General features: G+C 58.7%; 9 protein-coding genes. 3 read left to right on the top strand and 6 right to left on the bottom strand.

The window, feature by feature from the left end:
• The first annotated feature begins 229 nt into the window (after window positions 1-229).
• Both SFY93_RS05330 and SFY93_RS05325 read left to right on the top strand, forming a co-directional pair.
• On the top strand, window positions 230-2,029 hold the full coding sequence (locus SFY93_RS05330; protein WP_320446303.1) for a type I secretion system permease/ATPase: 1,800 nt from the start codon (window positions 230-232) through the stop codon (window positions 2,027-2,029).
• A complete protein-coding gene (locus tag SFY93_RS05325; protein ID WP_320446302.1) occupies window positions 2,029-3,522 on the top strand; it encodes an HlyD family type I secretion periplasmic adaptor subunit in 1,494 nt (497 codons plus the stop codon). The genes SFY93_RS05330 and SFY93_RS05325 overlap by 1 nt, the downstream gene beginning before the upstream one ends.
• 180 nt (window positions 3,523-3,702) lie before the next feature.
• On the opposite strand, the gene SFY93_RS05320 is transcribed toward SFY93_RS05325, so the two are convergent.
• From SFY93_RS05320 to SFY93_RS05310, 3 genes are read right to left on the bottom strand one after another with little or no spacing between them, the layout of a single operon-like run.
• Entirely contained in the window at window positions 3,703-4,323 is a 621-nt protein-coding gene (locus tag SFY93_RS05320; protein WP_320446301.1) for a type VI secretion system-associated protein TagO, read from the bottom strand.
• Entirely contained in the window at window positions 4,320-5,342 is a 1,023-nt protein-coding gene (locus SFY93_RS05315) for a TAXI family TRAP transporter solute-binding subunit (RefSeq protein ID WP_320446300.1), read from the bottom strand. The genes SFY93_RS05320 and SFY93_RS05315 overlap by 4 nt, the downstream gene beginning before the upstream one ends.
• 48 nt (window positions 5,343-5,390) lie before the next feature.
• Window positions 5,391-6,824: a coiled-coil domain-containing protein gene (locus SFY93_RS05310; RefSeq protein ID WP_320446299.1), complete on the bottom strand. Its 1,434-nt coding sequence runs from the start codon at window positions 6,822-6,824 to the stop codon at window positions 5,391-5,393.
• 490 nt (window positions 6,825-7,314) lie between these two features.
• Between SFY93_RS05310 and SFY93_RS05305 the strand changes: the two genes are divergently transcribed.
• Window positions 7,315-7,842: a DsrE family protein gene (locus SFY93_RS05305; protein ID WP_320446298.1), complete on the top strand. Its 528-nt coding sequence runs from the start codon at window positions 7,315-7,317 to the stop codon at window positions 7,840-7,842.
• A 64-nt stretch (window positions 7,843-7,906) separates the two neighbouring features.
• On the opposite strand, the gene SFY93_RS05300 is transcribed toward SFY93_RS05305, so the two are convergent.
• From SFY93_RS05300 to SFY93_RS05290, 3 genes are all read right to left on the bottom strand, one after another.
• Complete coding sequence (locus SFY93_RS05300) at window positions 7,907-10,675, bottom strand: AMP-binding protein (RefSeq protein WP_320446297.1); 2,769 nt, start codon at window positions 10,673-10,675, stop codon at window positions 7,907-7,909.
• 73 nt (window positions 10,676-10,748) lie between these two features.
• The gene (locus tag SFY93_RS05295; protein WP_320446296.1) at window positions 10,749-12,914 is read right to left on the bottom strand and encodes an oligosaccharide flippase family protein; all 2,166 of its coding nucleotides are present in this window, start codon (window positions 12,912-12,914) and stop codon (window positions 10,749-10,751) included.
• Window positions 12,915-12,921: 7 nt separating this feature from the next.
• Entirely contained in the window at window positions 12,922-14,877 is a 1,956-nt protein-coding gene (locus SFY93_RS05290) for an AAA family ATPase (RefSeq protein ID WP_320446295.1), read from the bottom strand.
• Window positions 14,878-14,884 lie beyond the last annotated feature (7 nt).

Raw genomic sequence — 14,884 nt, 5'->3', positions numbered from 1 at the left:
TGATTTCGTGACAAGGCAGGACATACGCGCGGTCCGCCACGCGTATGTAAGCGACTTGGGGGTCCCTTGGGGGACCCCCTTGGGGATTATCGCGGCAAGTGTGCCGCGAGGGGAGTGCCGTCTCGCGCAGTGCGAGATGTGTTGAGTACGAGTGCCGTCGCACTCGCTTTTTCGCATGTAATTTCTCTAACCGTTTGTGCCGTCCGATCCGGGCGGCCTGGATGCACACATGTATACTTCAGCAAGACCGCCCGCGCTTGCGGACGCTTTCCGCCAGATACGTCCGGGCCTGCTTGCCGCTGGCGGGCTGTCTATCTTCATAAATCTCCTGGTGTTCGTTTCGCCGCTTTATACGATGCAGATCTACGATCGCGTGCTGACGAGCCGAAACGCGATGACGCTGTTGCTGCTTTCGCTGATCGCGCTCGCGCTTTTCATCAGTTACGCAGCACTCGAGCACTTTCGCAGCCGCGTTCTCGTGCAAACCGGAATCCGCTTCGACCATTTGCTGTCGGGAGAAGCTTTTGAAACGGCTCTCGCGCAGGCGGTGCGCACAGGAAGCTCGCATCATGTTCAGTTGTTGCGCGACGTCGACACATTGCGCGACGTTCTGTCGGGCGGCGTGATCACGTCTCTGATGGACGCACCCTGGACTCCGATTTTTCTCGGCATGTGTTTTCTGCTTCATCCGTCGATCGGCATGGTTGCTCTGACAGGCGCGCTGGTCATCCTTGCGCTCGCCTTTCTCAATGAGCGCGCCACCAAAGCGCCACTGATGGCGGCTTCGTTCAAGAATCTCCACGCTCTGGACCGATTGACGTCCTCGCTTCGTAACGCGGAAGCGATCCGTGGTCTCGGAATGGGGCCTGCCGTACGCGCCGCTTGGGGCGTCACGCATGGACAGGCGCTCGTTGAAAGCGCCAAGGCCGGAGAACGCGGCGGAACGCTGCTCGCAATCTCGAAATTTCTGCGGATGGCGATTCAAGTGGCGATTATGGGCGTCGGGGCCTACCTGGCAATTCATCAGGAGATCTCGGGAGGTGTTCTCTTCGCTGCCTCCCTGATCATGGGGCGTGCGCTGGCACCAGTTGAGGCGGCTGTCGCGCAGTGGAGAGCGTTCGTGTCAGCGCGGACGTCTTTTTCCCGCCTCGACGAGGCTCTGCGGACGCGGGCGACGGAAAGACAACCGACGCGATTGCCGCCCCCGGTCGGCAACATCTCCGTCGAGGCTTTGACCGTTATGGTACCGGGATCGCAGTTGGCGGCGATTTCCGATGTCAGTTTCCGGCTGTCGCCTGGCGAAGTTGTTGCGATCGTCGGTGCGTCCGGTTCCGGCAAATCTTCCCTAGCGCGCGCGCTGGTTGGAGCCTGGCCGGCCGCACAGGGTTGCGTACGCGTCGATGGAAATGACATCCGGCATTTCGAGGCCAGTTTCCTTGGACAAAGTTTCGGTTACTTGCCGCAGGATGTTGAATTATTCGCAGGGACCGTCCGCGACAACATCGCTCGCTTTCGTGACGGCGCGTTGGATGAACAGGTTGTCGAGGCGGCGCAGCTGGCTTCGGCGCATGCCATGATCCAGCGGCTGCCGCAGGGCTACGACACTGTCATCGGGGAAAACGGGGCGGGTCTTTCCGGCGGCCAGCGACAACGCATCGGGTTGGCCCGCGCACTTTTTGGCAGGCCCGTCTTTGTCGTGCTCGATGAACCGAACGCCAATCTGGATGGTGACGGCGATCGTGCTCTGGCTGACGCCATCCAAATGCTCCGTCAACAGCGTGTGACGATCGTGATCATCAATCACAGACCAAATCTTCTTTCATTGGTCGACAAGATTGTTTTCATGCATGACGGGCGCATTGGGCGCGCGGGTACGCGCGAAGAGCTCCTTCCCCTGCTTCTTGGTGAGACCGTTGCGCCCATGCGCCGCGAACCGCGGATCGCAACAGAAAGCCACCGAGTTGATGGGGCCTCGCGCCACGCGCCGTTCCCAAGTTCGGTTCGGCCTGTCCATGTCACGAGGCAATGATGAAGATTCCCAAATTGCGAGCAGAGATTGCTGCTCAGGACGAACTGGCGCGACTCCTCAGACGTTTGAGCGATGGTGGCCACGCGTTTCGCAGGCCTGATGTCTTGCAACGATTTGTGGAGATCAAGGCGCGGTTGCTGATCTGGCTATCAAAGGTATGGCTGTCGATATTCCCGAATCGAGACGCCGGGAACGCAAATGGCGACCCATCGGGCGATTGGCGCACTCCGGCGAGACGCGGCTTTGGTATCGTGTTCCTGACCTTCGTAGTGTTTGGTGGTTGGGCTGGCCTGGCCTCCATCGATGGTGCCGTCGTGGCTGCAGGCTCGATCGTCGTCGAGAGCGACCGTAAGTCCGTTCAGCACCTGGAAGGTGGCATCGTCCAAAGCCTGATGGTGAGGGGCGACGCGCATGTCGAACAGGGACAGGTGCTGTTGCGACTCGATCCAACACAGGACCGGGCGCGGGAGGAGATGGCGCGTTCGGCTGTGTATTCGGCAATCGCGGAAGAGGCGCGTCTGCTTGCGGAAGCCGATGGGGCCGATACGATCACGTTTCCATCCGAATTGATGCAGAAGGCCTTCGATCCCTCTGCGCAGCGTGCCATGGGTGACCAGAAGCGGCGGTTCGAGGAACGCCGCGTCGCGCGAAAGATCGAGGTTTCGATCCTTGAAGAAAAGATCGGACAGGCGCAGCGCCAGATCCAGGGAAACGCTGCGCAAAGCAAGGCTGCACGCGCGCAGTTCGACAGCATGGCGCAGGAATATACCAAGCTCAAGCCGCTTGCCGACCAGGGGATTGTTCCGTTCGCGCGGATTGCGACTCTGGAGCGTTCCAAATCCGACCTTGAGGGCCGAATTGGTTCATACGACGCCGACATCGCGCGCTTCGGACGGATCATTGACGAAGCACGGTTACAGATCAATCAGGTCGGGCAGAAAGTTCTGGAGGAAGCCACCGGTAAGCTTGCCGACACCCGCGCTCAGCTCGCTGACGCGCGCGAGAAGCTGCGCATGGCCGCAGACGTTCTCGGTCGGATGGACGTTCGCGCATCTCGCTCCGGACGTATCGTCAATCTGAAAGTCCATACGGTCGGCGCGGTGATTAAGCCGGGCGACGTCTTGATGGAAATCGTGCCGGACAACGACGTCCTCGTGGTTGCCGCGAAAATATCCTCTCTCGATGTCAATCACGTACAAATCGGCATGCCCACGGAAGTGCGGCTTCCCTCGTTCAAGGCTCGCTCGACGCCGATCGCCATCGGCGAAGTTCTTTCGGTGGCAGCTGATGCGCTTCGCGACGAAGCCACGCACCAGCCTTACTACGAAGTCAAAGTTTCAGTGCAAGTGACGAAATTTCCCGACAAAATTCGCGAGAAGCTCAAACCCGGCATGATGGCCGACGTCCTGATCGCGACTGGTGAACGCACCGTTCTTGCCTATCTCATGCAACCGATGACCGATGCGATACGGCGTGGCATGCGGGAGGACTAAGGAGGCCAACCGGCGTCGCGACTTGCCGAAGCCTCGCCGGCGGCTTGGTTCAGTTCAGCACAACCGTCGTTGCCACGATGCCAAGACATTGAAGATGTTGGAGCGTTGAATGGACGAGCAGGTGCGAAGGGCAGCTGCGAACTGATCGCGTTGTCCTGCACTCGTTAGTACGCGCGTCGGTCAGGGCGCGGGCCAGTTGCATGCCGTCGCCATCTTGCGTCGGATGGCATTCAAGCCGACCAATTGAAACGTACTTTCATATGCCGGACCTTTCCCAACGTGGACTTTAACGAGAAGCTGGCTACCATCCGGCGTTGAACGGAGCAAGCGGACGACGTCGCCTGGAAAGGCAAGACTTTTCCCCACTTCTATGGCTCTCCAGCGCTGTTCAACAGCCGGCTCTTCGTTGATCCGGTGCGCGACCTTCACCTCACCATCCGGGACCTGCTTCCAGGACCCCTTTGTGGAAATTATCAACTCCGTGCGATGGGCGCGACAATGGATGGCGAGCGCGGAGGCAGCATTTTGCGACGCCGCGCGCGCTGTCATCTGTGCCTCAATCTGCGGCTGATAATCCACCGGCGAGGTCGTCTCGCTGATGATCCAGTTCGGACTTTGAGAGGGCGCGGTAGCGGGGGTTTCAGCCATCTCCCCCAACAGATCGTCGATGCATTTCAATCGCTCCATGCCTTCAAACTGTGAGCAGGTCTTCAGGCGATCTATGGCGCCACCGGTTTGAGCACACACAGTCTGGCTCATAACCAAGAGCACAGCCAGACCGAGAGCACCCACATCCTTCATTGGGACCGTCCCGCTGTTACGGCCTGCGGAAGATCAAGCCATTCCTGCGCTGGCTTAAACCGGCCGAGACTCGGCACGCTGGCGCGCAGGTTGACCTCTTTCCATTTCGAATCGAAACCGGGGGACTGCAACCGGTCGAGGCGACCAAACAGGTGATCGACAAGGCGCGCCACGCGCCGGTATCGGTCGGACTGTTGTGGCCAGTTGTAGGCCGCAAGGATGGTGGGGACTGCAATCGTCGCTATCCGCTCACCCTTCGGCACCAGACTCGGATAGTCCGTCGCGTCGATAGACGACGGAAGATAGTAGTCCTCAAATTTGGCGCCGTATTCGACGGGGAGGAACTTAAATCCGGGATCCCAGCGTCCCTTCAGAAAGGCGTCGACGGGCTTTGACGTCACAAACACAACGGCCGCGATTTCTCCGCGCTTCATTTGCTCCAATGCGACCTGGTGCGGAATGAACATCTTTTCCACGTTTAGTCCCAGCCGACTGAAGATCAGCGGACCGGAATAGGCGGCTGCCGTACCTTGCGTATTGAAATTGACCTTTTTCCCCTTGAGCTCTTCGAGCGACCGAATCTCCGGGCGGACGAATATGTGCAGTTCGGACGGAAAGAGGTTCAGAACGTAAACGATGCGCCGTTCGATAGACGGAACTTGAGCTTTATATTCCTCAAGAGCATCCGTGTTGATGATCGCCGCATCAACGCCTCTAAGATACAGCAGCGAATTGACGTTTTCCGTTGCTCCGCGCGTCACGATCGGGAGGACGTGAAGCTTATCCTCCTCGTTTACGACGCGAGCGATCTCTGCCGCGAGACGAAGCGGAGCCCCTTCAATGAGCCCGCCGGCGAGGCCGACAGTCCATGCATTGATGCGCTCTTTCGCGGCCGTTTCGGTCCTTTTCACCGCCGCCATAGCCTGCGTCTCGCGCGTCGGGAGAGATTGGGCATTGGCAGCCAGTTGCAGCCCGAACGCCGCTAATGCCATAGCAAATGAGAACTTGATGAGCGACATGCGAGTCTCCGTTCTCGGAATGACCATCTACGCGTCACGAGCTGGCTGCTATTTCAGCGACTCAATCCTCGCCTTCGCATCCTCAATGCCGCCCGCCTGTGCCTTTTCATACAGTTCGAGTGCCTTTCTGGAATCACCGAGGACCCCACGTGCGCTCCACGATTTCAGCACGCGGGCGTCGTAGGTCTCCGCGAGCATAAAGGCGGCTCGCGCGCTGCCATGTCCAAGAGCGTGTTCAAGCAATGGGCGCGCCCCGCTGATGTCAGCTTGCCGGAGCAATGCGTTCGCCCGAACAAGCAGTCTCTGTTCGTCCGCCACAGAATAGGGAGCGACACTCGCCAGCAGGGTTGCCTCTGATGCCACGGGGACTTTCGGCTCCACACTTGGCACGGCTTCGCGAGCGGTCGACCGTGCTTGCGGTGGCGTTTCCAACACGGACGATCGTTCCGCATATGAAGCGACGGCCTGAGTGGAAGCCCACTGCGGCAAGGCGCTCTTTTCCTCGGTCGTCTTCGCACGGGGCTCCGCCGCTCCTTCGTTCCGGCCAGTAGGGGCGGGTTGGCGCGAAGCGAGAGTCTGAGAAGCACTCACGGCAGCAAGCTGCTGGTTTCGAGCCTCCAGTTGGTTCTTAACAAGAGCAAGCTCCTGCACAAGTGCGTCAGCGCGCTCGCGCTCGCTGGCAAGAGTTCGCTTCTGCTCTGCTGCCGTGGCGTTGCTGGCCTCCGTCACCCGAAGCACCTCAGCGTGTGCCGCCGCGAGGCGGCTGGCATGCTCCTCGATCTGCTGACGCGCCGAGGAGAGCTCGCGGGCGACTGCCTCGGTCCGGCTGCGCTCCTTTGCAGATGCGCGCTCTTGTTCGACCTTCGCAGCCTCGACGATCTGCGCAGCCTCCGGCGTCGCGGCACGCGCCGCGTCGAGTTCGGTCCGGAGAGAGATCAATTCACGCTTGAGGGCTTCCGTCCCGTCTTGCTGCTGTTTGAGCTGCTGTTCGAGCGCCTGCTTTTGCTCGATCTCTGCCGCGGTGGCTTTTGCGGCGTCCGAAGCTGCGATCCGCACCGTATCGAGTTCCGCCCGAAGGGAAGCAAGGTCATGGGCGGGCGCGTCTGCCTTCCGCCGCTCCTGCTGTTCGAGCGCCTGCTCCTGCTTGATCTCTGCCTCGGTGGCTTGCACAGCTTTCGAAATCACGATCCGCGCCGCGTCGAGCTCCGTCCGAAGGAAGGCAAGCTCACGCATAAGGTCGATTGTTTTGTCTCGCTCCTGTTCGAGCGCTTGCGTTTGCCTGATCCCTACCTCGATGGCCTGGGCAGATTCCTTGCCTGCCACCCGCGCCGTCTCGAGTTCCGCCCGGAGGGTCGCAAGTTCACCCGCAAGGGCGTCTGCCCTAGCTCGTTCTTGATCAAGCGCCTGTCTTAGCGTGGTGCCGGCCGCTTCAGCCGTCGACTGCACCGCATTGAGTTCTGCTCGGGGGGGCGTGACAAGCATAGGTGCAAGGGTCTTAGCCCTGTTCCGTTCCAGTTCAACGGCTAGCTCCCGCTCCTGTGTTTGAGAAGATTCGGAGGCCTGCGCGCGGAATTGGCCTTCACCGCATAGCCCATCCTCCGCAGCCCCAATGAGGACCCACAGAATGCAAACTCCTACTGCAGAGGAGGCACGCGCAGCGGTTCTGCTTGTTGCGCGGGAGCCCTCAACAGCTTTGGATCGCGGTAGCCAATGCGATGCTACCTCAACTGCCTGTGACCACATCGTGACAACTCAGGTGAGCTTTTATGTGTGTCCATTTTGATGACACAGCCTTCATCGGCCGTTTGTCGATGTAGCAATGGAAGTAGTCACAACGAGGTAGGCGCACCAATCGCGGCAATTAAGTAGATCACGCCTACCCTGCCTGAACTATTCTTGACCCGCCTGTTCGCGCACGATTACGCTGTAGCGCACACTTGAGCCAGCACTCCAGCACACTCAAGGAAACAACATGAACAGATCACTCGTCGTCTTCGCCAGCGTGGCCGCCGTTGGGAGTATCTTGGTGCTGAGCACTCAAGCCAGCGGCGCTGTAGAAATCAATACTTCTGGTAAGACTTCTACCAAAATGAACGTTAACGCCAAGATGACCACCGCCGCCATCCGAACGCAGCCACATCGGCTCGTTGTACAGGTTAACGTCAATGACCCCGCAACAATGAATCTCGCTCTCAATAATGTCAGCAATGCAGCTCAGCACTACAGCGAGATCGGTCAAAAGGTTGGGATCGAAGTGGTCGTTTTTGGACCCGGACTGCATATGCTGCGAGATGACACCTCTCCCGTCAAAGCGCGCATCAAATCCATGAGCGAAACCATGCCACAGCTGATCTTTTCAGCATGCGGGAACACCCGCGAGAATATGGCAAAAGCTGAGGCGAAAGATATTCCTCTTATCCCGCAGGCCAAGGTCACCAAATCCGGAGTGGTACGGCTCATGGAGCTGCAAGAGCGAGGCTGGAGCTACTTGCGACCTTGATCCAGAGGGGGCCTCTGCGATCTGCATCGCCTCGTTCCAATCTGTTGGGTCTGTTGGTCGAAGATCAGGAACAGGACGAAGTGATCGCTCGTTCGATGACCGGTCGGTTGACGGTCAAATGCGGGTCGATAACGAGATCGAGATGGCCGCCAGCAATCGGAATTACCTCCAGTTTTGCAAACAGAGAGTCCCATCCGAGGTGCGCTGGTGACCCTCGCCGGTTGCAAAGGAATAGCGTTCCGGTAATTGGCAAGCGAGGTTTGGCACTCGCCACCCAGCGGCCGAATTCCTGCATCCGGAGAATCTCCTCAAGCTCCAACTTGAGCATGAAGCGGGTGCCGGCCAGGTGCGTCCAGATCCTCGCATCGAGAATTCGGCAGAACTTCACCTCCCAGTGAAGTCGAGCAACACATTTTGCGATAGCGCGACACAGCATTCGGTACATCGTAACCCGGTGTGATCTAACTCGCTGCAGCGTACGTGACAGGGTCTCCCGATAGTCACTCCTGCGGGGGCCGATATTCGTGTCCAATATGCCCAGAAATTTCACCGAGCGGCCTTCCGCAATCAGCCGCGCTGCCACTTCAAATGCGACGCCGCCCCCCAGCGAATAGCCGATCAGACGTATATCGCCGCGAGGATGAATGGCGTTGATCTGTTCCAGAGCCAATGTCGCCATGTGGTCGACCGAGCCGCATCCGGTCAGGGCAGACATCAGATCCGGGTAGCGGATCGGGATCACATGAGCCGTCTTGCTCAGCTGTGCCCCGAACGCCGCCAGACTCGGACCGTAACCTATCGAGCCTGGCAACATCACCAGATGAGGCAGGAGTTCCCCGGCGGCTTGTTGCCGCTGCGATCGACCACCTGCAGCGACGATCTGAATCATATCGGCTGCGCTCATGTCCACCGTGAAAGCTTCCATGTTGAGCTCTTGGCCGACCAGCTCTTCCAGCTCCATCACGCATCGCAGAAGCTTGAGGGAATCGCCACCTGCCTCGTCCCAGCGACTGGCAACGTCGGTCGTACCTAGGATCCGCATCCATACCTGCGCCACTATTTTTTCGGCTTGCTTCACTTCACCCGCCCCTGGGGGCTGAGGTGGGGCTGGACCTCTTCGGTTCTCGGCATCGAGCGCCTTGAGTTTTGCGACGTCTATCTTTCCGCCGGCGAGGCGCGGAAGCTCCGCGATTTCATGCAATCTGGTGGGATGCAATGCGGTCGGAAGCGTCTGCCTGATGACGTCCCGAACGTCAGTTGTGAATGTTACCTTGGCCTCGGCGCCCGGCGATGCAAAAATAACCAGCTCGCTTGAATCGGTGACAATGGCGACGGCGTCGCTCACATAGGGAATTCTGCGTACGACAACCTCGAGTTCAGCCGGTTCAACACGCCGTCCATTGATTTTAAGCTGACGCCCCTTTCGTCCCAGCATCTGCATCAATCCGCGCGCGTCGACAATAACAAGGTCGCCTGTCGGGAAGATGCGGCAACGGTCGTCATCCGGGTCAGGTAATGCAGGGAGCACCTGACCGTTCTCCCAGTAACCAAGCAGCACATGCATGCTCTTGATGATCAGCTCTCCGATCTCGCCGGTGGGCACAGGCACTCCATTGTCGTCGACGACGGCAAACGACATTCCTGGAAGCAAATAGCCAACCGGGGGCATGCCGAAGTCGCTTTCCTTGCAGTCGTCGGGAAGAAACCACTGCGTTCCGGTGGTTTCGGTCGACGAATAGCTGATCTGAATGAAGCAGGAGGGCTTCACGACCTTTCGGACGAGCGCGACATCCGTCCACAGCACCTTCTCGCCGCCGATGCGGACAACCCGGAGCGACTCGAAATCACCGGTTTCGCTCGCGGTAATCACTGCCCGCAGAAGAGCGGGAACGATATACGTGATCGTTATCTGCTGCGATAGGATCTGACGCAGCACGCCGCGAAGGCCAAGGGCCTCGACATCCGCCATATGCAATCTTGCGCCGGTCAACAAGGCCGTAAGCATCTCTCTGGTGCCCGCAATGGTCGTGGGGCCGCTCAGAGGCATGAAGACGTCAGTAGCGTCGATGTGACATGCATCCGCATATTGGTGGACGCGCTGGAGCAAGCTCCGTTGGCTATTCACAACGCCCTTTGGCTGTCCGGTACTGCCCGAAGTGTAGAGCACGAGGGCAGGTGCATCCACCGAGACTGGCTCAAGCGACGCGGTGTCGCCGAAAAATTCGTTGGCGCGCGTAATATCGATCCAACGCAGGCCGTCTTCGTCGATCCATTTGGTTGAGCTACTGTCCCCCTGGCCGATCAGTAAAGAAATCTGTGCATTTGCAACGATGTGGGCAAGTCGCTGGTCCGGATCGCGCGGATTGAGCGGCACCAGGGGGCGCCCTGCGGCCATACATGCAAGCATGGCGATCGGATGCCAGATCGAGTGGCGCAACAACAGGCCGACGGCCCGCCCCTCGGGAGCCACCGCTGCAATCGCCTGGGCCAGCGTCAAAACTCTGATCAGAAGATCCGAATATGTGATTTGGCGGGTGTCATCGCTGATGGCTACGTTGTTCGGAAATCTCTTTGCCACCGCATCCAGATGCGTGATCGCGGGCACGCCGGCAAATTCGACGCCCATACGATTGAACTGGCGATCGACAGGCCCGCCCAGGTCGAGGGGCAGTTCGGGAGGTTTTATCCAGAGAGCTTGTGCAGGCTCGCTTGAATCTCCGGAAAGTGCGCGCCCGCCAGCGAATGTCTTCGCGCGTTTCGCCAAGGATCCATCGGGAAATCTCTGAAGTTGCATGACGGCACTCACCGTTGCGGGATGGAGATCGTAGGCCACACGTCGGCTATTGACGTCCTTCGAGTGAATGATAGGGCTGCACCAATTTTCCGGCCTCTATCCAATTACCGAGCTATTCAGCGGCGGCGGGCCGACGAAACTCTACAAAGGCAAAGAGCAGGCCGGCCGTCATGTTCACACGTTTGTAGATGTAGATCGCCATTGCCATGTTCCAGGCTACATTCGTCACGGCCGTCGCAACGGCGGCACCCATCACTCCAAAGAAAGCAATGCCGATCGCACAGGCGACAACGTTCATGATGGCTCCAATCGCTGTGATTGCGGCAGCTGCGCGCTCGTGCCCAATCATGGTCAGAAGATTTTGCTGTGGACCAGTAGCAGCAGCAAAGATCTGTCCGACGACAAGAATTTGGGCGACCGGAGCTGTTGCAACGAATTCCTCGCCAAAAAAGCGGAGTAGCGGTACCGTCAGCAACAAAAGTGGAAGTGCCAGCACGACTGTTCCAGCCAGCGACAGGACAGTTGCTCGGGCAAACAAACTTTGAAGTGCTGCCTCATTCCGATGCGCGTGAAGCTTCGAGACGTTTGGCGAAAAGAAGGTTCCTACTGCCATACGCGGGAGAACAAGAAAAAGAGCTAAATTCAAACCCAGCGCAAAGATGCCGGCCTCGTGAGCATCGCCGATCCAGCCGAGAATAATCACGCCGGCGCGGCTCATGAGAACCTCAACTCCAATCAAGATCATGACAGGACAGGCGAGATGCCACCAGTCGCGAGGTGCATAAGCCGGCACCGCCGAGCGTAGTTGTGGCGGCCAAAGCTTCCGCATGCTCAGTCCGACGATGGCTGCTGTGACGGCAGAGCTTGCCATCAAAGCGATCAGAACCGTTGTCGCATCGATTGGCGTGACGTTGAGCGCCACGGCAAGCAGAAGCAGCACGACCATAAGGCCGTCCCGAACGAAGCGTTCGGGCGCAATTGCCGAAATGACGCCGCCCAGCGCGCGTATCGTAGCAGAACCGAGAACGTAAAGTGCGACCAATGGGACGGTCGCCATGCCAACCGCCAGACTGACAGTCAGCTCCCGATGAAGCGTCTCCGACAGGAATAGTGCGGTGGCGACTCCGCAAATCGCAATCAACATCCCGACCAGCAATGATCGTCCGAATGCAAATTGAATGACTCCCCGCGCCAATGGCCACTTTCCGGTCGCGCTATAGGCCGGCACATATCGCAGCAGAACCGTGTTGAACCCGAGTCCCGCGATGTAGGAGAGAAGGGTCGTCCAGGCCAGGACGTATGAGTAGATACCGTAACTCGTCGCTCCTATCGTACGGGCAACGACAAGTTGAGCTACGCACGTCAGCCCGGCGCCGCCAACATAGATAACGAATGCCCACAGGCTTGCGCTGGCCATGCGCCGAGCCAGCTCGGGTTGAGCCTGAGCTGTGAAAGTTCCGATTGTCTCGGACGCCGGCAAAGGTGGCGTGAATTTCTCCGCACAGCGCTCCAAGCTGTCGTCCGCTGCCCCAGGTGACAAACCGACCGCTCTGTCGGGCCTGAACTTGCTGGAGACTTCCTCTTCGATACGATCGAGAGCCTTGGACATCAGGCTGGGATCGAGCGAGTTGATGCAGATCATCTGTTGATGCTCGGCCGCGAGCAGTGAGCCAACGTAGTCAGTAATCGGCTTTGCCTTGAGAAAGGTACCTACGTCGGGTTCGAACCATTTCTCCATGTACGTTTTCTGGCGTACTCGCTCGTGGAGGCGCTGTTCCAACAGTTCCTCTGGAGCATCAAAGCGGATCAGCAGATCTGATTGCGTCCTCATACCGATTGCATGAGCGATCGTCTTCTCGTCTGCTCGGCTAAACAGGGCTAAGGTGCAAACGATCTGCACGAATCCCTGGTCGAACAAGACGATGCGATCGGGCTTGTGCGAATCTCTCCACACGCAGGAAAATCGAACGACGTATTGGCTAAGCCTGATCCACCAAACGGGATTGTCGGGTGGCATCAGTCGGAGCAACTCTTTCGCCAGACGTAGCCCTCGGGCATTTGCGACAGGACGGCACAAGATTGCGATGGTGGCAAAGATCGCGAGAGTGACGCGCTGCAGCGCTGGAAGAAATCCACCAAAATTTAGAAGATGATTGGATAGATGCGGCAACGTAAGTACGAGGTCGACTTCATACCCGCGGTCACGCAGGCGTTGAGCGAGTGCCCGACTAAAGGTTGTTTTGCCAGCGCCTGGTGGACCGAAGGTCTCGATAATCATGCTGCCCTCAATCGCTTCTCAACCAATTGCGGGGGTTCAGTTTGGGTGATCCGGAGCGTTTCAGCTCGATTGCGTCTCCGCGCCACGTTCGCCACGTGATTGCTCTCTTCGACCGCCGGCAGAGTGCGCCCCAAGTCCTCTTGACCAGCTGCTGTGCGCGCTCACCGAACTGGTCCTGCTGTAGCGGCTCGACGCGAGTTAAGACCGACGAGAATCTCGTGTTCTGGGCAGGGTTGAGATGTTCTGTCCGAACAAGTTGATGCAGCGCGGTCTGCGCCGCCTCACGATCGGTGCTTCCAGAGTGAATGGCGAGCAAAACGTGGTCAGCCCAACTTGCCAGAAGTCTTGCTTCCGGGGCTTCCAGCAGCGAAGGTCCGTCGATGATCACGAAATCATAGGTGTCGCTCAGCTGTCGGAGCAACGAAGGAATCTTGGGGTCGGCGAGAATCCGAAGCCGATGTCCCCCAAACGATGTGGCGGGCAGGTAGTCAATTCCGGACTCATGGATATGTTCGATCGCGTCTGCAAGTGGACGGCCATACGCCAGTACACTGAGTAAGTTGGCGCTCTCGCCACCCGGTCGACGAGTGAATTGGCCAAAGTCAAGGAGTAGAGTGCGCCACCCGAGCCGGGCAGCGTAAAGACCAAGGCTCCATGCAAGTGTGGTCTTGCCTTCCCCACCGATGCTGGAGCTGACGAGGACAACACGCTGTGATCGTGGGGTTGCCGGGTCGGAGGCCAGTATGGATACCAGAATGGAGCGGATTGCTCTGGCATAGTGGCTCGCAGGCTCCTCCAAAACATAATGCGGCTGCTTGCCTGGCTCCAGTGGAATCGAAGGTATCAGTCCGGCGCATGGAATACGCAGAGCTTCAGCGGCGTCGGCTTCCGTGTGCAGGGTCCGATCGAAGTGATTCAATACGACTGCGAGAACACAAGCCAGCAGAGCGAAGATAATTGCCGCAGGAGGAATCATAAGTAGCGGGTGTAATGAGGTTGGTCGTTCTGGCGGCGTGGCCGTGGCGAGAATACTGACGTCTGATTGCGCGGTCAGACCTTTTGCGGTGAGCTCCTGCCGTCGCCGCAGGAGCGTTTCAAACTGTTGCGCCAGCGTTGTGACCTGCCACTCCAGCGCGGCGTCCCGTGAGGGAGAGGACTGGCCGAGACGGGAGGCTTTTAATTCCTCCTCGGCCTTTGCCAGGTCGCGCTGAACTTTGGATGACTGTGTCGCGATGGAGCTCAAAGCATATTCCACATCGCCTTGCTTCTGCCGCGCAACCTCATCGACATACGATTGTGCCACCGCATTGGCGATTTCCGCCGCTCGTTGCGGATTGGCGGCCGTAGAAGTAACGGCGATGATCCTGGAGCGCCGCTCCTGGCCAACCTTCAGGCTACGCTTTAGCGCAGCGAGAGCGGACCCGTCGTCGGGCTCGTGGTTCTTGCCAAGTAGTAGCTCCTTGGTCGCTGACCATGTACGACGAAAGAGCGTGCGCAAGCTTTGCATCCACGTTCGTGACCCCGTTTCAGCACCGTGCCTCGCGTCCTCGAGAGCGCGGAGCGTTGGGAGAAGCCTCCGTAGATAGGCGTCGGAAAGCAGCACCGTGACATGTGTGTCGATGGTGGATTCCTCGGCGGCCGGTGTAGGTGCTGCAGATGCGCCACCGGCATTCAAGGCATCGACTGCGCCGGACTGTCGGACGTCAACAGCAAGTTGCGCCGTCGCCAGATATGAAGGAGACATAAGAAGGCCGGCTACTCCAGCCAGCAAGGCACCGATGACAATCATCCTGACGACAAGTCGCTTGTACTTCCGCACGCTATCCAGCACGCGATTCAAAGACTGAAGACCGTCATTTGAAGCCAGGGATTGTTCCGTCAGGCGCCGCCCAAGTTCGTCCTCTGCCATATCCGGCGAAAGAGCCTGCAGGGATCGAATACGTCTTCCTACTAACGCTTCCATAGCTCGT

Origin of the sequence: Tardiphaga sp. 42S5 (genome assembly GCF_034044155.1) — a bacterium.
GTDB lineage: Bacteria > Pseudomonadota > Alphaproteobacteria > Rhizobiales > Xanthobacteraceae > Tardiphaga > Tardiphaga robiniae.
This window is presented reverse-complemented; position numbering and strand designations above follow the sequence as displayed.